The sequence below is a fragment of the Thermus tenuipuniceus genome (genome assembly GCF_002964845.1).
Lineage (GTDB): Bacteria > Deinococcota > Deinococci > Deinococcales > Thermaceae > Thermus > Thermus tenuipuniceus.
This window is the reverse complement of the sequence record NZ_KZ672970.1, coordinates 1-20,546: the sequence shown is the minus strand read 5'-3', so window position 1 is coordinate 20,546 and position 20,546 is coordinate 1. Positions and strand designations below refer to the sequence as shown.

Genomic DNA, 20,546 nt, shown 5'->3' with positions numbered 1-20,546 from the left:
GCCACAGTTTGTGAGGGGGTTAAGGGTCTAGGGTCCCACAGGCATCACCACCTTCACCCTTGCCTCGAGGGCTACGGGGCAAGGCCGCGAAGCGGGTACTCGGGCTTCCGGACGGGGCCGGTTACCGTTGCGGGACAGCGCCGGACTTGCACCGGACTTCCCCCACCGCCAAAGGGCGTCCAGACCTGTCGGCCTGGCATCGCGGCCAGGACACCCTAAGTCTTGGGCGTCCTGGGGAGTAAGCTACCATAGATTGAGGCTTGGGTCAACGGCGCCGCTCCCTAGGGAGGGTTGGCAAAAGGGGTAGGAAAACCCAAGAGCCCGCGGGGATTGCCCCCCAGGCAAGGGGCTTTGGCCCTTGCCCATGGGCTTTTGGGTGCCCATAAGGTACTTAGGCCGCCCCGTTAGGAGCGGCCCGAAAGGAAGGAAGGTCCGCCAAGCCCTTAAGCCCAGACGTCCTCAGGGTGCCGCATCCCCGTGGGCCGGGCCTTCAGGATCTCCAAGGCCTCCTCCTCGCTCATCACCGGGTTCTGGTAGCGGATTCCCATGGCCTCCCCCATGAGCCGGAAGACGTGGGTGTTGTCCACCAGGCCCAGATTCAGGAAGCGCAGGCCCTGCCCGTAGAGGGCCAGCATCACTGGGCTTGCCGTGTGCTGCCCGGAGCTCCAGCCAATGTTGGGCCGCTCGGGCTTCTGGGCGTTTTTCTGCACCATGGCCCAGGACATGGTGTTGTCCGGCTGGATGCCATACCGCACGCCGTCGGGGCGGTATGCCTTCTTGGCGATGGCCTCCACCACCATCTGCGCTTCCTCGTCGGAAAGGACCACCCCCTTCATGGCCCGGTAGGCCTCCTTCACCTGGCCCGCGTCGGGGTTGGCCCCTAGGACCCGGCGCATGTGCTCCAGGCTGGCCTTCTGGGCCTCGAGGAGGTCAATGCCCGCGGAGCTTTCCAGGTAGCTCCGACCCGCCCCGTACAGGGCTCCCACCCCAGTGGCGTGGTCCGCGGCCAGGATGAGGAGGGTGTCGGGGTTGCGGTCCGCGAAGGCGGTAAGGACCTCGAGGGCCTCATCCGCCGCCAGCACGTCCCACAGGGTGGCCGCAGGGTCGTTCAAGTGGTTGCTGTGGTCGATCCGGCCCGCCTCTACCTGGAGGACAAAGCCGTTGCGGTAGGAGGCCAGGCGGGGCAACGCTGCCTGGACCATCTCCTTGAGGCTGGGCACCTTCACTCCCTGGAAGCGGCGGTCCACCTCGTAGGGCACGTGGCTATCGGAAAAGACGCCCAGGAGCTTGGAGCTGTTGGAGCGGGCCAGTTCCTCTGGGGTGCGCACCACTCCATACCCCGCCTGGGCGAAGGCGGCGTACAGGTCCTTCTTGTCCTTGCGCTTTTCGGGGTTGAAAAACCGGTCCCCGCCTCCCAGGTAGACCTGGGCCTCAAACTCTAGGTACTGCTCAGCGATCCTTTCCTCAGCGTTGCGGTCGGGGTTGGAGACCACGAAGCTGGCTGGGGTGGCGTGGGTAACGGTGGTGGTGGTCACCAGGCCCACCGCCTTGCCCACCTCCTTGGCCGCAGCGAAGAAGGGCTTGAGCCGGGTGCCGTCCGCGTGCACCGCCAGGCCCCCGTTTACCGTTTTGACCCCGCAGGAGAAGGCGTTGCCAGCGGCGCTGGACTCGGTGACGTAGCTGGTGAGGCTGTAGGTGTTCATGAGGCCGTTGGGGTAGCGGGCGAGGAGCCTTTCTAGGGCCAAGGTCCTGCCCAGCCGCCTCCGGGCGTAGGCCTGGGCGATGGCGTAGTCCTCCCAGGAGAACCCATCGTAGATGAAGACGATGAGGTTCCGGTACCGCCGGCCAAGGCTGGGGGTGTTCTGCTGTGCCCCTTGGGCCCCGCCTTTGGGCAAAAAGGCCAGGGCGCCGGCCGCCAACCCGCTCTTGAGGATGTCCCTGCGTTTCATCCGCCACCTCCAAGGCCAGGGTAGGGGGTCTGTGTCATGCCCGGGTCAGGGGGTAACATGGTAGCCATGACCGACAAGAGCCTTGGCCGCTTCTATGCCCTGGCCCAGGAGTTTTGGTTCCAGCTTCCTCCTCAGGCCCGCTTCCGGCCCCTCGAGGACGGAAAGGTCTTTACCCGCCACAAGGAGCTCATGAGGGGCTGGGTGGACCAGGTGGTCCAGGGCTTCTACGACACCCTCTTCGCCCACCCAGCTACCCGAGCCGTCTTCCGGGAAGGGGAAAGGCCCGCCCGGGAGAAGACCCTTAGGGACTGGTACCTGCGCACCGTAGAAGGACCCTTCAACGGCCAGTACTTTGCCTGGCAAACCCTGGTGGGCCTGGTGCACGTGCGCCGGGGGGTGACCAACGCCATGATGGCCGCCATGTGGAACTGGGTGGTGGAGACCGTGGGCCGCTTGGCTCGGGAGGGGCTTCCCCAAGAGGAGGCCCAGGCCCTGGCCGACGCCTGGCGCAGGCTGGGTTTCACCGTCATGGCCTTGATCTCCGAGGGCTACCTCCACGCCTACCTCGAGGCCCTGGCCCAGGCGGAAGGGGTGGAGGTGGGGGCGTTCCTCAGGCGGGCCCAGGAGGAGGCGGCCCGCCTCCTCAGAAGCCTCTCCCCAGGCTAAGGCCATGCTGCGGATTCCCCGGCTGGTCCTGGCTGCTCCCCACTCCGGGGCGGGAAAGACCACCCTGGCCCTGGCCCTCCTCCAGGCCTTGGGGGAGCGGGGTCTTAAGGTCCAACCCTTCAAGGTGGGGCCGGATTACGTGGACCCCAGCCACCTCGAGGCGGCCTCCGGGCGAAGGGTTTACAATCTAGACGGCTTTTTCCTGGACGAAACCGGCCTCCTTTCCCTTTTTCAGCATGGAGCCAAGGGAGCCGACCTGGCCCTGGTAGAGGGGGTCATGGGGCTCTTTGACGGCAAGGATCCTATGGGCCAGGTGGGTTCCACCGCCCAGGTGGCTAAGCTTCTTAGGGCCCCCGTGGCCTTGGTGGTGGATGCCTCCGGCATGGCGGGTTCCATCGCTCCCCTGGTGCAGGGCTTCCGGGCCTTTGACCCTGGGGTCCAGGTGGTGGGGGTCTTCGCCAACCAGGTGGGCTCAGCCCGGCATGCGGAACTCCTGAGGGAGGTCCTCGGCCAGGTGGGCCTGCCCCTTTTGGGCTGGCTTCCCCAAGATCCCACCCTGGAAATCCCGGAGCGCCATCTGGGCTTGGTGCTTGCGGGGGAGATACACCCGCCCCTGGCTGCCTTGCGCCGGGCTTTCCAGGTGGACCTGGAAGCGGTCTTGCGCCTGGCCACCTCCGCCTTGCCCTTGCCCGAGGCTCCCTCTTTCCTCCCCGAGAGGAGGCCGGCCTGGGTGCGGGTGGCCTACGCCTGGGACAAGGCCTTTCGCTTTTACTACCCCGAGGCCCTGGAGCTTTTGGAGGTCATGGGAGCGGAACTTATCCCCTTTAGCCCCCTAGGGGATCCAGCCCCCCCCGAGGCGGAGGCCCTTCTCCTTGGGGGTGGCTACCCCGAGCTTTTCGCAGAGGGGCTTGCGGAAAACCAGGCCATGCGGGAGGCCATCCGTCGTTTCCCTGGCCCGGTGGTGGCGGAGTGCGGGGGGTACATGTACCTCTCCCAGGGGCTTTGGGTGGTGGAGGACTTCTTTCCCATGGTGGGCCTGGTTCCCGGTGAGGCCCATATGACGGAAAAGCCCATCCTGGGCTACCGGGAGGTGGAGGCCGTGAGGGATAACCCGGTGGCCCAAAGGGGCGAGGTCTTCAAGGGGCACGAGTTCCACTACGCTCGGATGGAATCCCCTCCAAGCCCCGCCTGGCGGCAGGTGGGAGGCCAGGGGGTGGAGGGTTACACGGACGGGCGCGTCCTGGGAAGCTTTGTCCACCTTTATCTGCCGGCCCGCCCGGAGGGAGCCGGAAGGTTCCTGGCCTTGGCCCATAGGAAGGCTAAGTTGCATAGACCCACGGGGAAGCCTTGGCTGCTTTAGACCCCTTCTTGAAGGATAGGGATTAGTTCAGGTCGTACCAGCTCGGCGGGTGGGGTTTTGCCCTCCCTTAAGAGGAACCGCACCTTGGTCATGCTGATGGAGGTCCGCCTTTCCCGATGGTGGTCGGGGCAGGTATTTTCCGAGGCGATCCCACCGCAGAGGGGGCAGTGGAAGACCGCTTTGACCTTCACGATCTCGATGCCTAAGGGGGGAAGCTGGTCAAAGATGCGGTGGGCTGCGTAAGGATCGTAAAAATCTCCTGCCCCTGCATGATCTCGGCCCACCAAGAAATGAGTGGCCCCGAAGTTCTTGCGCACAAGGGCGTGGAATACCGCTTCCCGGGGCCCAGCGTAGCGCATAGGGGTGGCGAGGCCGAAGAGGACCACCCGCTCCCCGGGCAGGAACCCTTCTATAAGGGTCTGGTAGGCTTTTACAATCACCTCAGTGGGAAAATCATCCTCCTTTTTGGCCCCCAGGATGGGGTGGACCAGGACGCCATCGGCCAGCTCCAACCCCAGCCGGATCAGATACTCGTGGGCCCGGTGAGGAGCATTGCGGGTTTGGAAGGCCACCACCTTGCGCCATCCCCTTTGCTGGAAAAGGGCCTGCACCTCGTCTGGGGTCTTTTCCAGAGGTCCTCGAGGCCTCCAGGCCAACACCTCTACTCGTCCTCCGAGGGCGTAAGGCCCCTTGGCTAAGAGCTTCTTGACCCCGGGGTGGTCCTCGCTTTCCGTACCGAACACCTGCCGGGACAAGGTCTTCAAGTCCAGCTCGTAGGCGTCCTCCACCTGGAGAAGGGCCACCGGCTTTTCCCGGTGCGTGAGGACCACCTGATCCCCCTTGCCCACCCGGGGTCGCTCCTGGAGCTGGAGGAGGATGGGAATCGTCCAGACCGCTCCCGAAGGGAGGCGCATCTCCTGGGCCACGGAAAGGGTTTCCTCCCGAGTCATAAAGCCTCGCACAGGGTGGAAGGCTCCTGTGGCCAGGTTTTCTAGGTCTAGCCGCTCGTCCTCGCCAATGGTCACCTGGGGTAGGGTTTCCACCATGGTCAAACCTCCGCAACGGCCCAAGCCCGTGGCGTTTTTTGGAGAACGTCAAAGACCTCCACCACCTTGCCGATCACCCAGACCGCTGGGGCGGCCACCTCCACCTTTCCCTCCGCCACCTCTTCCAGCCGGCTTAACACCCGCACTTCCTCGGGGGTGGTGGCCCTCGCCACGAAGAGGCAAGGTTCCTTGGGATTCCTTCCCAACCGGATAAGCTCTTGGGCAATCCATGCCCGCCTTCTCACCCCCATGAGGACCACCAGAGTGGGTACCTTGGCGGAGGTGCTTAGGTCCGGGTATCCCAGGTACTATCTCCACTGCCACCCCATGGGCGCTGAGGAAAAGCCCTTCCTCGCCCCCTCTTCCGAAGACGAAGGGGTCCCCTCCCTTGAGCCGGACCACGAAGGGGTGGGTCTGGGCGTAGTGGAGGAGAAGCCGGTGGATTTCTTCCTGCTTGCCGCTTTCTCCTTCCGCCTTGCCCACCTCCACCCTTTTCCCCCGGATTAGGGCCAGGATCCTCCCGTCCACCAGCCGGTCGTGGAGGACCACCGGGGCTTCCCTGAGGAGCCGGTAGGCCTTCAGGGTGAGGAGGTCGGGATCTCCTGGCCCGGCTCCCACCAAGTAGACCTTAGCCATGGGCCACCCCCCGCCAGACCAGCTGGGCACCGATGAAGAGAAGCCAGAGGAGGAGGGCTACCGGGAAGTGGTAGCCGGTGTCCAGAAAGAGGACGGGGACGTCGGGTCTTTCCTCCAAGAGGAGATGGAGGACCACCACGTCCTCTGCTTGGAAACTGCACGTGAAGCATGGCTTTTGGCTTTCCACCAGCGCTTCCCGGATAAGGGCCCTTGCGCTTTTCACCTTGTCCATGGCTAAACCTCCGCAAGCACTTCCTCCACCTTTTCCTTGGCCCTGGCCAGGCCTGCCTCCGGATCCAGGTCCAGTTCCTCTAAAGCCAGATCCACGAGTCGGTACCAAAGCTGTTTGCGCTCCGCATAGTCCGGGACCCCCGCTATCCGTGGCCTAAGGCTGCGCAGGTACGCTACGAGCTCTCCGTACTCCGGGCCCAAAACCTGGAGGAGGCGCTCCTTTAGGCGCACCGTCAGGGCGGGGGCTGCGCCGGAGGTGGAGAGGGCCACCACCAGCTCCCCCCTTCGCAGCACGGCGGGGAAGATGGCGGAGGCGTTTTCCGGATCGTCCACCGCCACCAGAAAGACCCTTCGCCTTTCCGCCTCCGCTTTGACCCTGGGGTGGATGGACTTGTCCTTGGGGTGGCTCACCACCAGGTAAAAGCCTTCTAGATCCCCTTCTTGGTAGCTCCGGGGGATCCAGCGGATCCTTCCCTCCCTGGCTAAACCTGCCAGGTTCCAGTGGTCCTCCGGGGCCAAGACGGTGACCTGAGCCTGGGCCTCGAGGAGAGCGTGGAGCTTGGCCCCCGCTTCTGGGCCGCCAGCGATGAGGAGGACCGGCCTGTTCCTCAGGTCCAACATGAGGGGAAAGTAGGTCATGTCACCTCCTGGCACAGGCGTAAGAAACCCTGGAGCATGCTTCCTAGCCGTTCCTGCTCGTCCACGTAAAAGGGTTGCACTCCCCATTCCCTTAAGGCATCTGCGGTGACCCGGCCCACGGCTAGGGTCTTCACCTCGTGATGGAAGGTTCTCCTCAGCTCCATAGGCTCCCTGGCTCCCTCAAACAGGAACTCCACCTGGATGGCGGCCACGAAGGCCACTGCATCCACCTCGCCAGCGAGGATGGCTTTTTCCAGGTGGCGGATGCCCTCGGGGTCCGGCAGGTGGCGGTAGGGCATGAGGGGAAGGACCTGGTAACCCCTTTCCTCCAAGGCCTGCTCCAGGGCGGGTAAGGGTTTGCCGTAAAGCTGGAGGGCCGCCACCCCTGGCCCTTGGGGTAGGAAGGGCAGGAGGCTTGGCGTGGTCCCGTCCCCTATCCCATGGGGAGGAAGGCCAAGCTCCCTCAGGACCCGGGCGGCCTTGGTTCCCCGGGCCAGGCGGTGGGCCCTTTTCAGGGGCTCCTGCAGGGACAGTCCAAAGGCTCGGCCCCCTCCACCAGGTCCCTTACCCCCACCCCGGTGGTGGCCACCAGGAGGTCTACCCCCTCCGCCAGGCGCCGGAGGTGATCCCAGTATTCGGGCACCGGCACCTTCTCCGTGGCCTGTACGGGAAAGAGGAGGGGGGTAAGCCCCAGTTTTTCCGCCAAAATCCGGAACTCCTCCTTCCTGCGCAAACCGGCGTAAGCGATCCGCATTCTCCCTCCCAAGGTCCTCAGACCGCGCACTCCCCACGGCCTAGCTGGACCCGGAAAGCCTGCCCATCCGCTCCCAAGTCCTGGTAGAACTCGGGAGCTTCCTCATAGGGGGGGATACTCTGGAGGTCCTCCAGGAGGGGCCTGAAGGAAGCGGCCCCCACCCGGTCCAGATAGGCCTGGAAGCTTTCCCCGTTTTGCCGTTCCTTCAGGTAGCGCTGAAGGATTCGTTCCACCGCCTCCGGGGTGCGCCTGGCGGGGATGCGGGCCACCACCTGGCCAAAGCGGGCCTCGCCTTCCCGGGTGCGCCCCCCCCAGGAGGAGGGTGTGGTGGGGAACTTCCCTTTCCTCCACCTTGCGGCTCGACCCGTAGAAGCCGATGTCGGCGATATGGTGCTGGCCGCAGGAGTTGGGGCAGCCGGAGATCTTTATAGCGCTCGGCCACCTTCGCCAGGACCCTCAGGGCCTTCGGGCTGATCCGTCCTACGGGGAGTTTGATGCGGACCATGTGGTGCTCGGGCCTGCCCCGGATGCCGTAGATGCCGTTTTTCAGGCGATAGACCCGGAAGTCCTCCGGATCCTCCTCCCCCGCCTCGAGGCGGGCGATCATGGCCTCCAGGTACCGGATCTCCGCTTCCGCTGCCTGGCTTAGGCCGATTCCTGTGGGGCGCAGGGCTTCCTTCATTTCCGCCTCCGTCCCCCGAAAGGGGGTTGGCGGCATACTATACCATTGAGTGTATGAAAGTCAAGGGTATTGGGCCCTGGAAGGGTGGGCAGCCTCGGCTCCCAAACCTGGCCGGAGGTGCTTCCCCTGAGGTTTGAAAGGGGCCTCTCCCCGTTGTGCCTCTAGGGTTTGAACCCGGACAAACACATGTGAGACGCTGAAGGGGATAAAAAGATGGGGAACCGACCCTGCGGAGGTTCCCCCTATGCAGCTTACCACGGTTGGCAAAGACCTGTGGCGAGGAGCTAAGGAAGCGCAGACTCTGGCCGAGGCCGGAGCGGGCGACCCGGATGTCCAGGAACGCCTTCGCAAGGTGAAGTTGGTGAAAGCCTTGCGGGAGGGCAAGAGGAGCTGGGATGAGGTCCAGGAGCTTTTGGGCATCAGCCGGGCCACCTACTACCCTTGGGAAAGGGCTTTGAGGGAGAAGGGGCTAGCCGGACTCAAACCCAAGTCCCGCCTTCCTAAGCTTTGCCCACGAGGGTGAGGGAGGTACAGGCGGAGCTTGATACCTACCTGGACTACTACAACCGCAGGAGGCCCCACATGGCCCTGGGCGGCCTTGCCCCCTTGGAGTTCTTAGCTAAGATACGGAGGGACTCGGTTCCCCAAGGTGTCTCAAATGTGGTGGCCGAATACAGGGTCTTGCTCCTTCCCCTAGGCGTGCTATAGTGATGGGGCAGGCTAGGGGTGCCCTAAGCGAGGGGCTGAGAGCTGGGTAAACCTCCCAGCAACCCTTAGAACCTGATCCGGGTAATGCCGGCGGAGGGAAGCCTATGCGGAAGAATTCCCCTACAAACCGAATNTGAAAGCTTGTTGGGAAGGCTCTATCTGGTGGTGATCCCCAGGCCCGGCTGGTCCACCCATGAGGTCCTGGACCGCACGGAGAGGGCCCTGGCAGGGGGGGTGGAGGTTTTGCAGCTAAGGGCCAAGGACTGGGAGGCCCGGCCCACCTTGGAGCTAGGGGAGAGGATGCTCTCCCTAGCTCGGAGGTACGGGGTTCCCTTCTTCCTCAACGACCGGCCCGACCTGGCAGCCCTTCTGGGGGCGGATGGGGTGCACCTGGGCCAGGGGGACCTGACGCCCGCGGAGGCCCGGCGCTTCTTTCAGGGGATGGTGGGTCGCTCTACCCACGCCCCTGAGCAGGCCCTTAAAGCCTTGGAGGAAGGCGTGGACTACCTTTCCATAGGCCCCGTGTGGGAAACCCCCACCAAGCCGGGCAGGCCGGCGGCGGGTCTGGGCTACGTGCGCTGGGCCCGGGAGAACCTGGGGGAGAGGCCCTGGTACGCCATCGGCGGCATCACCCTGGAGAACCTGGGGGAGGTTTTGGAGGCTGGGGCGCGCCGAGTTGTGGTGGTCCGCGCCATCCTGGACGCTGAGAACCCCGAGCAGGCGGCCCGGGCATTCAGGGAGCGGCTTTATGGTGTGGCTTAACGGGGAGGCTAAGCCCCTCGAGGGCAAGACGCTAAGGGAGGTTCTGGAGGAGCTGGACGTGGATCTTTCCCGGGTGGCGGTCCTCCTCAACGAGGAGGCCTACCCGGGGCGGGAGCTCCCCCACCGCGTCCTGAAGGAGGGGGATGTGGTGGAGGTGGTCACCCTCATGCAAGGAGGCTAGATGGACACCTGGAAGGTCGGAGACATAGAGCTTAAAAGCCGCCTTATCCTGGGCTCGGGCAAGTTCCGGGACTTTGGGGTGATGCGAGAGGCCATAAAGGCTGCGGAGGCCGAGGTGGTCACCGTGGCCATCCGCCGGGTAGAAGCCAGGATGCCCGGGCACGTGGGCCTCCTCGAGGCCTTAGAGGGCGTGTGCCTCCTGCCCAACACGGCAGGTGCCAGGACGGCGGAGGAGGCGTTGAGGATAGCCCGGCTGGGCCGGGTTCTCACCGGGGAGAGGTGGGTGAAGCTGGAGGTGATCCCTGACCCCACCTACCTCCTCCCCGATCCCGTGGAGACCCTGAGGGCGGCGGAGAGGCTTTTGCAGGAGGGTTTCGTGGTCCTCCCCTACATCGGCCCCGACCTGGTCCTGGCCAAGAAGCTGGCAGCGCTGGGCACGGCCACAGTGATGCCCCTGGCGGCCCCCATCGGCTCGGGGTGGGGGGTGAGGACCCGGGCCCTTTTGGAGCTCTTCGCCCGGGAGAAGGCCTCCTTGCCCCCGGTGGTGGTGGATGCGGGGCTTGGCCTTCCCTCCCATGCCGCGGAGGTGATGGAGATGGGTTTGGACGCGGTGCTGGTCAACACCGCCATTGCCGAGGCCGAGGATCCCGTGGCCATGGCCGAGGCCTTCCGCCTGGGGGTGGAGGCGGGGAGGAAAGCCTATTTGGCTGGTCCCATGCGGCCCCGGGAGGTGGCGAGCCCCTCGAGCCCCACCGAGGGCGTCCCCTTGGGAGGGCCAAAGCGGTGAAGGCGGACGTCATCGTGGTGGGGGCGGGGATTATCGGAACCCTCGCCGCCTACGAGCTCAGGAAGCGGGGGCTTTCCGTCCTCCTCCTGGATGCCGGTAAGGGGGGAGCGGCCACCCTGGCCAGCGCGGGGATGCTGGCCCCCCACCCCGAGGGGCTTTCCGGGGAGGTTTTGGAGGCGGCCCTTTTCGGCCTGGGGTACTATCCAGGCCTCCTCGAGGAGCTTGCCGCCAAGGGATGGGAGGTGGAGGCGGGGTTTAGCGGCACCCAGGTGGTGGCCCTGTCCCAGGTGGAAGAGGAGGCCTGGGAAGCCCAGGAGTCCTTGTCCTACCCGGTTCGGGATGGGAGGGGAGCGCGTACCTTCCCTGGGGGGTATGTCCATCCCAAGGCCCTCCGCGAGGCCTTACTGAAGGCCTTGGACGCCATGGAAACCCCTTTCCTCCAAGCCGAGGTGGAGGAGGTGAAGGAAGGGGGAGTGCGAGGGCGCGGGCTGGAGGAGCCCTTTACCGCCCAGGCCCGGTTCGTCCTCCTGGCCGTGGGCGCCTGGGGTGGCCGGTTTGGCCTTGGGGTCCGGCCCCTGAAGGGGGAGGCCTTGGTCCTCGAGGGCCCGGCGCCTCCCATGCCCCTTTTCGCCGGGGACGGGTACCTGTTGCCCCGGGAGGGCGGGGTGTACCTGGGGGCTACCCAGCGAGAGGGATGGGCTCAAGGAGTGGATCTGTTCGGCCTAAGGTGGCTTTCCGACTACGCCCACGAGCGCTTTCCCCTTTTGGAAGGGGCCCGGTTCCGGGAGGCCCTTTGGGGGTACCGGCCGGTGGGAGAGCTTTTCGTGGGTGAGGTGGAGCGGGGTGTGCTGGCCGCGGTGGGCCATGGAAGGAACGGCATCCTCCTGGCCCCATGGACGGCGAAGAGGATTCTGGAACTTGTGGGGGTAAGGCCGTGATCCAGCTGGAAGCGGCAAGGAAGGGCATCGTGACCGAGGAGATGGCTTACGTGGCGGAGAAGGAGGGGGTTTCCCCTGAGTTTGTGCGGGAAGGGGTGGCGTCGGGGCGGATCGTGATTCCCAGGAACCCCAACCACCGCACCCTTCGGGACTTCAAGGGGATCGGGGAAGGGCTCAGCGTGAAGGTGAACGCCAACCTGGGCACCTCCTACGACTACGTGAACCTCGAGGAGGAGGTGGAAAAGGCCAGGGTGGCCATCCAGTACGGGGCGGACACCATCATGGACCTCTCCACCGGGGGGGACCTGAGGGCCATCCGGGAAAGGATCCTGGAGGTGGCCACCGTTCCCTTGGGCACCGTGCCCATTTACGAGGCGGAGTTCCGCGCCGCCAAGAGGAAGAGCTTCTTCGACATGTCCGCGGACGAGCTTTTCCAGGTCATAGAGGAACACGGGCGGCAGGGGGTGGACTACATCACCGTGCACGTGGGGGTTACCCTGAAGAACCTGGAGGTCTACCGGAATTCCTCCCGGACCACGGGGATCGTGAGCCGGGGCGGGGGGCTTCTCGCCGCCTGGATGCTCCACCGGGGAGAGGAGAACCCCCTTTACGCCCGCTTTGACGACCTCCTGGAGATCGCCCGCACCCACGACATGACCCTCTCCTTGGGGGATGGCCTGAGACCCGGGTCCCTGGCGGACAGCACCGACCGGGCCCAGATCGCCGAGCTCCTCACCATCGGGGAACTGGTGGAAAGGGCAAGGCGGGCCGGGGTGCAGGCCATGGTGGAAGGACCGGGCCACATTCCTTTGAACGAGGTGGCCACCAACGTGCAGATCCAGAAGAAGCTCACGGGCCATGCTCCCTTCTACATCCTGGGGATGCTTCCCGTGGATACCGCCGCGGGCTTCGACCACATCGCCGGGGCCATCGGGGGTGCCTTGGCCGGTTGGATGGGGGCGGATATGCTCTGCTACCTGACCCCGGCGGAGCACCTGGGCCTCCCCACCCCGGGGCACGTGAAGGAAGGGGTGATCGCCTTTAAAATCGCTGCTCATGCTGCTGATGTGGCCCGGGGGAACCTGCGGGCTTTGGAGAGGAACCGGCGCATGTCCGAGGCCCGCTACCGCCTGGACTGGGAAGGCCAGTTCGCTCTTTGCCTTTATCCTGAGGAGGCCCGCCGCCTCAAGGAGGAGCGGGGTTCCAGGACCAAGGCCTGCAGCATGTGCGGCCCCTTCTGCCCCATGAACCTGGTGGAGGCGGTCTTGCGGGGCAAGGCTCGGATGGAACTTCAGGGTGCGCCTTACGTCCAAGACCCTGTGGGCTAGGGCGGGAGGTCAGGATGCCGACGAAAAGTTTCGGCCACGCCACCTTGGCGCGCATATCCTCCTCTCGAGGTGAGGCATGCAGGTAGCCCTTACCATCGCCGGTTCCGACTCCGGGGGCGGGGCCGGGGTGCAGGCGGACCTCAAGACCTTTTTCCGCTTCGGGGTCTATGGGGTAAGCGCCCTTACCCTGGTCACCGCCCAAAACACCCTGGGGGTGCAACGGGTGGAACTCCTATCCCCTGACCTGGTTTATGCGCAGATCCAAAGCGTGGCGGACGACCTCCCCATCCACGCTGCCAAGACGGGGGCTTTGGGCAACGCGGCCATTGTGGAGGCGGTGGCCGAGGGGGTGAAGCGGTATAGGATCCGTCCCCTGGTGGTGGATCCGGTGATGGTGGCCAAGGGTGGGGACCCCCTCCTTTCCCCCGAAGCGGTCCAGGCCCTCAAAGAAAGGCTTTTCCCCCTGGCCACCCTCATCACCCCCAACCGCCTCGAGGCGGAGGCCCTCCTTTCCCGGCCTATCCGGACCCTGGCGGAAGCCCAGGGGGCGGCCCGGGAACTTTTGGCCCTTGGCCCCCAGGCGGTCCTGCTTAAGGGCGGCCATTTCGAAGGGGAAGAGGCGGTGGACCTTCTGGCTACTCGGGAAGGCATCCGGGTTTTCCGTGCCCCCCGCATTCCCACCCGCAACACCCACGGCACGGGCTGCACCCTTGCCGCAGCCCTCACCGCCCTCCTGGCCCTGGGAAAGCCCCTGGAGGAAGCCGTGGCCGAGGCGAAGGCCTACCTCACCCGGGCCTTGGAAACCGCACCTCCCTTGGGCCACGGCCATGGCCCCGTGAACCACTTCGCCTAGTTCAGAGGGCGGTAGCCCCGCCGTCCACGGGAAGAATGGCCCCGGTGATGTAGTCGGAGGCCGGGCTTGCCAGGAAGAGCACCGCTCCTCCCAGCTCCCCGGGTCTCCCGGGACGCCCCAGGGGCAGGGTGGCCTTCAGGAAGGCCTCGGCCTTGGGCAGGACCTTCTCCGTCATGCGGGTGGGGAAGAAGCCTGGGGCCAGGGCGTTTACCCGGATGCCGAACCGGCCCCATTTCACCGCCAAATCCCGGGTAAGGGCGATGACCCCGCCCTTAGAAGCGGAGTAACCCACCGCATCCAGGACCTCAGGGTACTCCCCTTTGAGCCCCGCCACAGAGGCGATGTGGATGATCTTGCCGTAGCCCCTCTCCCGCATGCGCTGGGCGGCGGTGCGGCTTACCAGGAAGGCCCCCACCAGGTTGACCTCGAGGACCTCCCGCACCTTCTCCACGGGCATCTCCCAGGAGGGGGCCCCCCAGGTGATCCCGGCGGCGTTCACCAGGATGGTGAGGGGTCCAAGCTCCCGCTCCACCTGGTCCACCACCTCGAGGAGCCGCCCTTCGTCCCGAACATCCCCTACCAGGTAAAGGGCTTCCCCAAGGTGCTTTTGAGCCTCCTCAAAGAAGCCCGCCCTTCGGGCGAGAACCGCCACCTTGGCCCCGGCCTCCTTGAGGGCTAGGGCCGCCTCGAGGCCGAGCCCCCGGGATCCCCCCGTTACCAGGGCTACTTTGCCGTCTAGGCGGAACTGCTCCAGAAACATAATCCTCCCTTACCCCCGTGAGGGATCGTGGAACAGATCCTTATACTGCTCCCTAAGGGCACGCTTCAGGAACTTCCCCGCGCTGGTGCGGGGGATTTCCTCCACGAAGACGAAGGCATCGGGAAGTTGCCACTTGGCAAAACCAGCCTTTAAGAGATGTTCCCGAAGCTCCTCCTCGCTGGGTTTCTCTCCCCTGGGCACCACCACGGCTAAGGGTCTTTCCTGCCACCTGGGGTGGGGAATGGCCACCACCGCTGCCTCCTTCACCTTGGGATGTCCCATGAGGGTGTTTTCCAGATCCACGCTGGAAATCCACTCCCCACCCGACTTGATCAGGTCCTTGAGCCGGTCCTTGATCTCCAGATATCCCTCCTCATCCCACACGGCGACATCTCCGGTTCGGAACCACCCGTCGGGGGTCAGGGCGTTACGGCTAGCCTCCTCGTTCCGGTAGTACCCTCCGGTGATCCAGGGTCCCTTGAGCTGGACCTCCCCCATGGTTCTGCCGTCCTTGGGCACCGGGCGGCCTTCCTCATCCGCAACCCGAAGGCGGACCAGGGGGATGGGAAGGCCGGTCTTGGCCTTGAGGCGGATCCTTTCCTCCCAGGAAAGGCCTTCCAGGTGGCTTTTCACGAGGTTCTGCACCACCACCGGAGAAGTTTCCGTGAGGCCGTAGCCCTGGCGCACCTCTATGCCCATGCGCTCAAATCGCTCCACTAGGCTTTGGGGCGCTGCGCTTCCCCCCACCACCAGGCGCTTCAGGGTCTTGAGGCGGTGCCCTGTGCTCTCCAGATAGTCGGCCAAGGCCAGCCACACCGTGGGCACTCCGGCGGTAAAGGTCACCCCTTCTCCGTCAAGGAGTTCCACCAAGGAGGCGGGATCTAGCTTGGGTCCTGGCAGGACCTGTTTGGCTCCCACCAAGGTGGCGGCATAGGGCAGGCACCAGGCGTTCACATGGAACATGGGCACCACGGGGAGGACCACGTCCTTTTCCGAGAGGGCGGTGCCGTCCTCGAGGCTCGCCGCCAGGGCGTGGAGGACCAGGGCCCGGTGGCTGTAGACCACGCCCTTGGGGAGGCCGGTGGTGCCCGTGGTGTAGGCCATGCCGCAGGCGGCCCGCTCGGGTACCCGGATGGGGTCCACCTCCTCGCCCAACACCTCCTCGTAGGCCAAGTAGCCCTCTGGTGCCTTCTCGTCCATCACCACGAAGTGGCGCACGGTGGAAAGCTCCGGGCGCAGGGCCTCCACCAAGGGAAGAAACTGGGGATCAAAGAGGAGGACCTTGTCCTCCGCATGGTTCAGGATGTAGGCGATCTCCTTGGGGGAAAGCCGGGGATTTGCGGTGTGGAGCATCGCGCCCATTCCGGGTACGGCGAAGTAGGCCTCCAGGTGGCGGAAGTGGTTGAAGGCCAAGGTGGCCACCCGGTCCCCAACCTCCACGCCCAGGGCCCTTAGGCCCCCCATGAGCCGCCGCGCCCGGCGGTACGCCTCGGCGTAGGTGGTGCGGTGGACCTCCCCGGTGTGGAGGCGGGAGACCACCCCTTTCCTGGGAAAAAGCTCCGCCGCCCGTTCCAGGAAGTCCCACAGGTTGAGTTCCTCCTCCATCATGGTGCTCGGGAACATGCCGCCTCCTTTCCTATGTGCTCCCAGGATATTCCCAGTAGGGCTTCTACGTCACCCGGTAGAAAATCTCCCGGGCAGAGGGGCTTTTCATGGGCTATTCCTGCGGTTTTCTGCGGACCAAGGTGACGAATTCCCCCTCCTGCACCACCTCGCCCCTCTGGTTTAGTACCCGTACCCGTTGCACCACCACACCCCGGTCGGGCTTGCTGGTTTCGTGCTTCTCCAGGATCTCGCTCTCCCCCCTCACCGTGTCCCCGATGAATACGGGCTTTAAGAACTTGTAGCTCCGGATCTCCATCCAGGCGATGATGGTCCCCTCAAAATGCCCGCTTCGTTGCCTGAGGCCGGTGAGCATGGAAAGGACCAGAAGCCCATGGGCGATGCGCTGCCCGAAGGGGGTGTTCTTGGCGAACTCGGCGTCGGTGTGGATGGGGTTGTAGTCCCCTGATACCCCGGCGAAGTTCACCACATCCGCCTCGGTCACCGTGCGGGCTGGGGTGGTAAAGCGCTGGCCTACCTGGAAGTCCTCAAAGTACATGGGCATCCCAATCACCTCCTTAGCCTTCTCCAAAAGCCTTGATCCCGGTGAGGTGGGCCCCGATCACCAGGGTTTGCACCTCGCTGGTTCCCTCGTAAAGGGTGAGGATGCGAGCGTCCCGATAAAGCCGGGCCACCCCGTACTCCTCGAAGAAGCCGTAGCCCCCGTGGACCTGGAGGGCCCGGTAGGCCACGCGGTTGGCGGCCTCCGAGGCGAAGAGCTTGGCCATGCTGGCCTCGAGGGTATACCTTTCCCCCTTGAGCTTTTTGGCCACCGCCTGGTAGGTGAGGAGGCGGCTGGCCTCGAGGTCCAGCTTCATCTGGGCCAGATGCGCCTGGACCAGCTGAAAGCTGGCGATGGGCCGTCCGAACTGGTGCCTTTCCTTGGCGTAGCATAGGGATAGGTCCAAGGCCCGTTGCATCAACCCCACCGCTCCCGCCGCCAGGGAGACCCGGCCGGTATCCAGGGTGGAAAGGGCGATTTTGAAGCCCTGTCCCTCCTCTCCCAAAACCCTGTCCTTGGGTATGCGCACCCCCTCCAGGAAGACCATGCCCGTGTCTGCAGCCCTAAGCCCAAGTTTCCCCTTTAACGGCGTGGTGCGTACCCCGTCCTCCCGCTCCACTAGGAAAGCGGTTATGCCCCCGCCGCCTTTCTCTGGATCGGTTTTGGCGAAGATGAGGAACACCTGGGCCACATTGGCGTGGGAGATGAAGGTCTTCTGTCCTTCCAGCACATAGTGATCGCCCTCCCGGTAAGCCCGGGTGCGGAGGCTTCCCGCATCCGAGCCCGCCTCGGGTTCGGTTAGGCCGTAGGCCCCTAGGATTTCCCCCCGGGCCAGGCGGGGGATGTAGCGCTTCTTCTGCTCAGGGGTGCCGTAGCTGAGGAGGGGGGTGAGGACCAGGCTTTGCTGCACGGAAAGAATGGAGCGCAAGGAAGCGTATCCCCCAAGCTCCTCCAGAAGGGCGATGTAGGCCCAAAAGTCCAGGCCAGCGCCTCCCAGCTCCTCGGGCACGAACACTCCCAGGAAGCCCAGCTCCCCCATCCGCTTTACCAGAGGCCAAGGAAAGGCTTCCTGGGCCTCGTACTCCGCCAAGGCAGGGCCTGCTTCTTCCAGAAAACGCCTGGCCAGCTGCCGGATCTCCTTGTGCTCAGGAATCTCCATCTTCTAACCCCTTTAGGATCAGATCAAAGTAGAACCTGGCCACCTCCTCCGCCCGCAGGGCTCCCCCTGGGCGGAACCAGCGGATCATCCAGTTGAGCATGGAGAGGATGGCCCGGGCTGCGAGGCCCACATCCAAGGGGCGGAATACCCCCAGTGCCATACCCCGCTCCAGGATGCTTCGGAGCATGCCCTCGTACCGGTCGCGTAGGGCGATGGTAACGGCTCGCTTCTCGGGAGAAAGGCTTTGCAACCCTTGAAGCATGGCCACGAAAAAGGGCCGATTCTCTTCAAAGAAGCGGGCATGGCCTTCCATAAAGCGCAGGAGGGCTACCTTCGGGTCGGGTTCGGATGAGGCTCTTTCTCCTTGGCGACGAAGGCCCTCCAAGGCCTGAAGGCTGATCTCGTAGAGAACCTCCTCCTTGCTCCGAAAGTGGTGGTAGAGTGCCGCCTTGGAGAGGCCCAGTGCCTCGGCCAGATCTTGGACGCTGGTCGCCTCGTAGCCTCTTTCCGTGAAAAGCCGGGCGGATTCTTCCAGGATGCGGTCGCGTGTGGTGGTTCCCATATCTCACCGACCGGTCGGTAAGTACACTCTACCCCTGGAGAAGGGGATAGTCAAGTGACTTCATGCTCTCTTCCACGTTTCCAAGCACCTTGGCGCTATCCGGCCGATAGGGGGTTGCCAAACCCGCCATAAGTGTGGAAGTATGGAACACGAAGGAGGAGCTTATGAAAATCACCCTTAGCGTCCTCAAAGCCGACATCGGTTCCATCGGAGGCCACACCTTACCCAGCCGCAGGGTGCTGGCCAAGGTGGAGGAGGTGGTACGGGAGGAGGTGGGCCGCCTGCTCTTGGACGCCCACGTGTTCCATATCGGGGACGACATCGTTCTCCTCCTCTCGCATACCCACGGCATTCGAAGCGCATCCATCCACGAGCTGGCCTGGAAAGCCTTCCGGGAAGGTACCCAGGTGGCCAAGGAGGAGGGTCTTTACGGGGCCGGGCAGGATCTTTTGAAGGATGCCTTCTCCGGTAACCTCCATGGCCTGGGACCCCAGGTGGCGGAGATGGAATTCGAGGAGCGGCCCGCCGAGCCCTTTATGGTCCTGGCCGCCGATAAGACCGAGCCCGGGGCCTTTAACCTCCCCCTGTACCTGGTCTTCGCCGACCCCATGTACTCCTCTGGTCTCCTGCTCTCCTCGGAGTTGCGCCCCGGCTTCCGCTTCCGCATCATGGACCTAGCCCAGACGGAGAGGGATAGCTACATCATTTTGGATGCTCCCGAAAGGCTTTATGACATAGCCGCCTTACTTAGGGACTCCCACCGCTTTGGGATAGAGTCCATTTGGTCCCGGCGCTATGGGGAGATAGCCGCGGTGGTGAGCACCACACGCCTGCGCAACATCGCCGGGCGCTACGTGGGCAAGGACGATCCCGTGGCCATTATCCGTACCCAGAAGATCTTTCCAGCAACGGAGGAGTTCGGTCCCCCCTTTGCTCTGGCGCCCTTCGTGGCCGGGGATACACGGGGAAGCCACCACCTGCCCCTCATGCCCGTCAAGGCCAACACTCCCGCTTCCACCTTTTTCTGCGTACCCATGGTGTGCGGGCTGGCCTTCTCCCTCAAGGAGGGTCGGTTCTCTGAGCCTGTGGATCTCTTTGCAGATCCGGTCTGGGATGCGGTGCGGGCCAGGGTGGTGGAGAAGGCTCAGGAGATGCGCCGTCAGGGTTTTTACGGCCCGGCCATGCTGCCCATGGAGGAGCTCGAATACACGGGCATTGCCGAGCGGCTTAAGGAGCTTGAACGGGAGTTTTCCTAGAGCCTCGATGGGTCCCTGGGCTTAAGGCCTGGCGCTTCAGGTGGGGGTGTAGAACTTTTCCAAAGCCCGGGCTAAATAGAGAAGGGCGAGAGCCTCTTCTTCCACCCCCCGGGTAAGTCGCGCACAAATCGGGCAAGGCTATGCCCCCAGGGATCCAAGCCCAGAGCGAACCAAAGGCCCTTTAGGGCTTTCTCTCCGGCCTGTTGGGCCATAAAAGCGGCTTGAGCGTGCTTGCCTACCGTCAGGAGAACCCTGCCGGCCTCCAGGTCATCTTCGGCCTGGAGTAGCCAGCGCTCCCCTTCAAGCCGCCTCTTTTCCACGCTCATAAAGGGGCACAGCCTCCTTTAGAATCCCCCGTAAGAAGGGGAGATCCTGTCTTTCGATCAGCTCCTCGGGGGTGAGCACCAAGGCCTCCACGGGCCATAAAGGTGGGCTGGGGGGTCAGGCTGGTGCACCGAGGACTGCGAAAGGTCGCTTCCGTAAATCTCCGGCGGGTTAGAGCGACACTAGGAAGAGCAGGTGTCTCCGAGCAAATTTTGCCAACCTTATTCCAACGCCGTGGCTCAACCCGCCGGCATGAGAAGGGTTACCCAGTCCGGCATGCGGCGGTTTTGGGTAGAGCGAAGGCCGGCCTAATACCAAGGGGGCTTTTCAGCCCGGCTCCTCAAAACCTTGAGCGGGGTGGGTTCCACGAGGCCTATAGCGGGGTAGGGAAGACAAGACTGGGAAGCCCTGGCGACAAAGGTACCATGCTTTCTAGCGGCACTATCTAAGAGGCTGTCGTAAAAGTCTTGTATCCTTGAAGGGTGCAGAGGACACGCACATCTTACCCCAGCGACCTCAGCGATGAGGAATGGGCCATCCTTGAGCCCCTGATCCCCGCTCCCAAGCCCGGGGGTCGCCCGGCCAAGGTGCCTCGCCGAGAAATCGTCAACGCTATCCTGTACGTTCTGGAAAACGGCATCAAGTGGCGTGCCATGCCCCATGACCTGCCCCACTGGTCCACCGTCTACCACTACTTCCGCAAGTGGCAGAAAGAAAGGGTTTGGGAGAGGGTAGCCCAGGCCCTGGTCCGGCGGGACCGGGAGAGGGAAAGGCGGTATGCCTCTCCCAGCGCCCTGGTGGT

20 protein-coding genes, 6 pseudogenes and 2 riboswitches are annotated in these 20,546 nt (G+C 64.4%); of the genes and pseudogenes, 12 read left to right on the top strand and 14 right to left on the bottom strand.

The window, feature by feature from the left end; all coding sequences use genetic code 11:
- Positions 1–73: 73 nt before the first annotated feature.
- Positions 74–204, bottom strand: a riboswitch (cobalamin riboswitch).
- A gap of 239 nt (positions 205–443) precedes the next feature.
- Positions 444–1,949, bottom strand: coding sequence for an alkaline phosphatase (locus C2847_RS04690; RefSeq protein ID WP_105317310.1), 1,506 nt, complete (start codon positions 1,947–1,949; stop codon positions 444–446).
- A gap of 66 nt (positions 1,950–2,015) precedes the next feature.
- Here C2847_RS04690 and C2847_RS04685 point away from each other — a divergent pair, with 66 nt between their 5' ends.
- Both C2847_RS04685 and C2847_RS04680 read left to right on the top strand, forming a co-directional pair.
- Positions 2,016–2,615 (top strand): protoglobin domain-containing protein, encoded by a 600-nt coding sequence (locus tag C2847_RS04685; protein ID WP_105317321.1) that lies wholly within the window; start codon positions 2,016–2,018, stop codon positions 2,613–2,615.
- A gap of 4 nt (positions 2,616–2,619) precedes the next feature.
- On the top strand, positions 2,620–3,975 hold the full coding sequence (locus tag C2847_RS04680) for a cobyrinic acid a,c-diamide synthase CobB (RefSeq protein WP_105317309.1): 1,356 nt from the start codon (positions 2,620–2,622) through the stop codon (positions 3,973–3,975).
- Here C2847_RS04680 and sat read toward each other — a convergent pair.
- From sat to C2847_RS13005, 7 genes and pseudogenes are all read right to left on the bottom strand, one after another.
- The gene (sat, locus tag C2847_RS04675) at positions 3,972–5,021 is read right to left on the bottom strand and encodes a sulfate adenylyltransferase (RefSeq protein ID WP_105317308.1); all 1,050 of its coding nucleotides are present in this window, start codon (positions 5,019–5,021) and stop codon (positions 3,972–3,974) included. The genes C2847_RS04680 and sat overlap by 4 nt on opposite strands.
- 2 nt (positions 5,022–5,023) lie before the next feature.
- Positions 5,024–5,657 (bottom strand): annotated as a pseudogene (locus C2847_RS04670) (uroporphyrinogen-III C-methyltransferase).
- 61 nt (positions 5,658–5,718) lie between these two features.
- Positions 5,719–5,889: pseudogene (locus C2847_RS04665) on the bottom strand (phosphoadenosine phosphosulfate reductase domain-containing protein); the annotation flags it as partial.
- A gap of 2 nt (positions 5,890–5,891) precedes the next feature.
- A complete protein-coding gene (locus C2847_RS04660) occupies positions 5,892–6,527 on the bottom strand; it encodes a precorrin-2 dehydrogenase/sirohydrochlorin ferrochelatase family protein (RefSeq protein WP_105317306.1) in 636 nt (211 codons plus the stop codon).
- Positions 6,524–7,281 (bottom strand): annotated as a pseudogene (locus tag C2847_RS04655) (uroporphyrinogen-III synthase). The gene C2847_RS04660 and the pseudogene C2847_RS04655 overlap by 4 nt, the downstream one beginning before the upstream one ends.
- A gap of 17 nt (positions 7,282–7,298) precedes the next feature.
- Positions 7,299–7,713: pseudogene (locus tag C2847_RS13010) on the bottom strand (nitrite/sulfite reductase); the annotation flags it as partial.
- 28 nt (positions 7,714–7,741) lie between these two features.
- A pseudogene (locus C2847_RS13005) lies at positions 7,742–7,786 on the bottom strand (hypothetical protein); the annotation flags it as partial.
- Between the two features lie 421 nt (positions 7,787–8,207).
- Between C2847_RS13005 and C2847_RS13000 the strand changes: the two are divergent.
- From C2847_RS13000 to thiD, 8 genes and pseudogenes are all read left to right on the top strand, one after another.
- Positions 8,208–8,468: pseudogene (locus C2847_RS13000) on the top strand (helix-turn-helix domain-containing protein); the annotation flags it as partial.
- Positions 8,469–8,482: 14 nt separating this feature from the next.
- On the top strand, positions 8,483–8,671 hold the full coding sequence (locus C2847_RS12995; RefSeq protein ID WP_425275076.1) for an integrase core domain-containing protein: 189 nt from the start codon (positions 8,483–8,485) through the stop codon (positions 8,669–8,671).
- Between the two features lie 4 nt (positions 8,672–8,675).
- Positions 8,676–8,787, top strand: a riboswitch (TPP riboswitch).
- Positions 8,788–8,812: 25 nt separating this feature from the next.
- Positions 8,813–9,433 carry a thiamine phosphate synthase gene (thiE, locus tag C2847_RS04640; protein WP_105317305.1) on the top strand — a complete coding sequence of 207 codons (621 nt, stop codon included), beginning with the start codon at positions 8,813–8,815 and terminating at the stop codon, positions 9,431–9,433.
- Entirely contained in the window at positions 9,420–9,614 is a 195-nt protein-coding gene (thiS, locus tag C2847_RS04635; RefSeq protein WP_105317304.1) for a sulfur carrier protein ThiS, read from the top strand. The genes thiE and thiS overlap by 14 nt, the downstream gene beginning before the upstream one ends.
- Positions 9,615–10,400, top strand: coding sequence for a thiazole synthase (locus C2847_RS04630; RefSeq protein ID WP_105317303.1), 786 nt, complete (start codon positions 9,615–9,617; stop codon positions 10,398–10,400). It abuts the gene before it with no gap.
- Complete coding sequence (locus tag C2847_RS04625; RefSeq protein ID WP_105317302.1) at positions 10,397–11,338, top strand: NAD(P)/FAD-dependent oxidoreductase; 942 nt, start codon at positions 10,397–10,399, stop codon at positions 11,336–11,338. Before C2847_RS04630 ends, C2847_RS04625 begins: the two co-directional genes overlap by 4 nt.
- Positions 11,335–12,666 carry a phosphomethylpyrimidine synthase ThiC gene (gene thiC, locus C2847_RS04620; RefSeq protein ID WP_105317301.1) on the top strand — a complete coding sequence of 444 codons (1,332 nt, stop codon included), beginning with the start codon at positions 11,335–11,337 and terminating at the stop codon, positions 12,664–12,666. Before C2847_RS04625 ends, thiC begins: the two co-directional genes overlap by 4 nt.
- Positions 12,667–12,742: 76 nt before the next feature.
- Positions 12,743–13,519, top strand: a complete 777-nt coding sequence (gene thiD / locus C2847_RS04615; protein WP_105317300.1) for a bifunctional hydroxymethylpyrimidine kinase/phosphomethylpyrimidine kinase — start codon at positions 12,743–12,745, stop codon at positions 13,517–13,519.
- A 1-nt stretch (position 13,520) separates the two neighbouring features.
- On the opposite strand, the gene C2847_RS04610 is transcribed toward thiD, so the two are convergent.
- The 5 genes from C2847_RS04610 to C2847_RS04590 form a co-directional block, all read right to left on the bottom strand.
- Positions 13,521–14,279, bottom strand: coding sequence for an SDR family oxidoreductase (locus tag C2847_RS04610; protein WP_105317299.1), 759 nt, complete (start codon positions 14,277–14,279; stop codon positions 13,521–13,523).
- A gap of 9 nt (positions 14,280–14,288) precedes the next feature.
- Complete coding sequence (locus C2847_RS04605; RefSeq protein ID WP_105317298.1) at positions 14,289–15,902, bottom strand: long-chain fatty acid--CoA ligase; 1,614 nt, start codon at positions 15,900–15,902, stop codon at positions 14,289–14,291.
- A 94-nt stretch (positions 15,903–15,996) separates the two neighbouring features.
- On the bottom strand, positions 15,997–16,446 hold the full coding sequence (locus C2847_RS04600; protein WP_105317297.1) for a MaoC family dehydratase: 450 nt from the start codon (positions 16,444–16,446) through the stop codon (positions 15,997–15,999).
- A gap of 13 nt (positions 16,447–16,459) precedes the next feature.
- The gene (locus C2847_RS04595) at positions 16,460–17,602 is read right to left on the bottom strand and encodes an acyl-CoA dehydrogenase family protein (protein WP_105317296.1); all 1,143 of its coding nucleotides are present in this window, start codon (positions 17,600–17,602) and stop codon (positions 16,460–16,462) included.
- Entirely contained in the window at positions 17,589–18,164 is a 576-nt protein-coding gene (locus C2847_RS04590) for a TetR/AcrR family transcriptional regulator (RefSeq protein ID WP_105317295.1), read from the bottom strand. Before C2847_RS04590 ends, C2847_RS04595 begins: the two co-directional genes overlap by 14 nt.
- A 164-nt stretch (positions 18,165–18,328) precedes the next feature.
- On the opposite strand from C2847_RS04590, the gene fbp reads away from it, so the two are divergent.
- Positions 18,329–19,420 (top strand): fructose-1,6-bisphosphate aldolase/phosphatase, encoded by a 1,092-nt coding sequence (gene fbp / locus C2847_RS04585; protein WP_105317294.1) that lies wholly within the window; start codon positions 18,329–18,331, stop codon positions 19,418–19,420.
- A 71-nt stretch (positions 19,421–19,491) separates the two neighbouring features.
- Here fbp and C2847_RS04580 read toward each other — a convergent pair whose 3' ends face one another.
- On the bottom strand, positions 19,492–19,746 hold the full coding sequence (locus tag C2847_RS04580) for a HEPN domain-containing protein (RefSeq protein ID WP_105317293.1): 255 nt from the start codon (positions 19,744–19,746) through the stop codon (positions 19,492–19,494).
- A 480-nt stretch (positions 19,747–20,226) separates the two neighbouring features.
- On the opposite strand from C2847_RS04580, the gene C2847_RS04570 reads away from it, so the two are divergent.
- A partial coding sequence (locus C2847_RS04570; RefSeq protein WP_128415158.1) for an IS5 family transposase occupies positions 20,227–20,546 on the top strand: 320 nt, incomplete at its 3' end.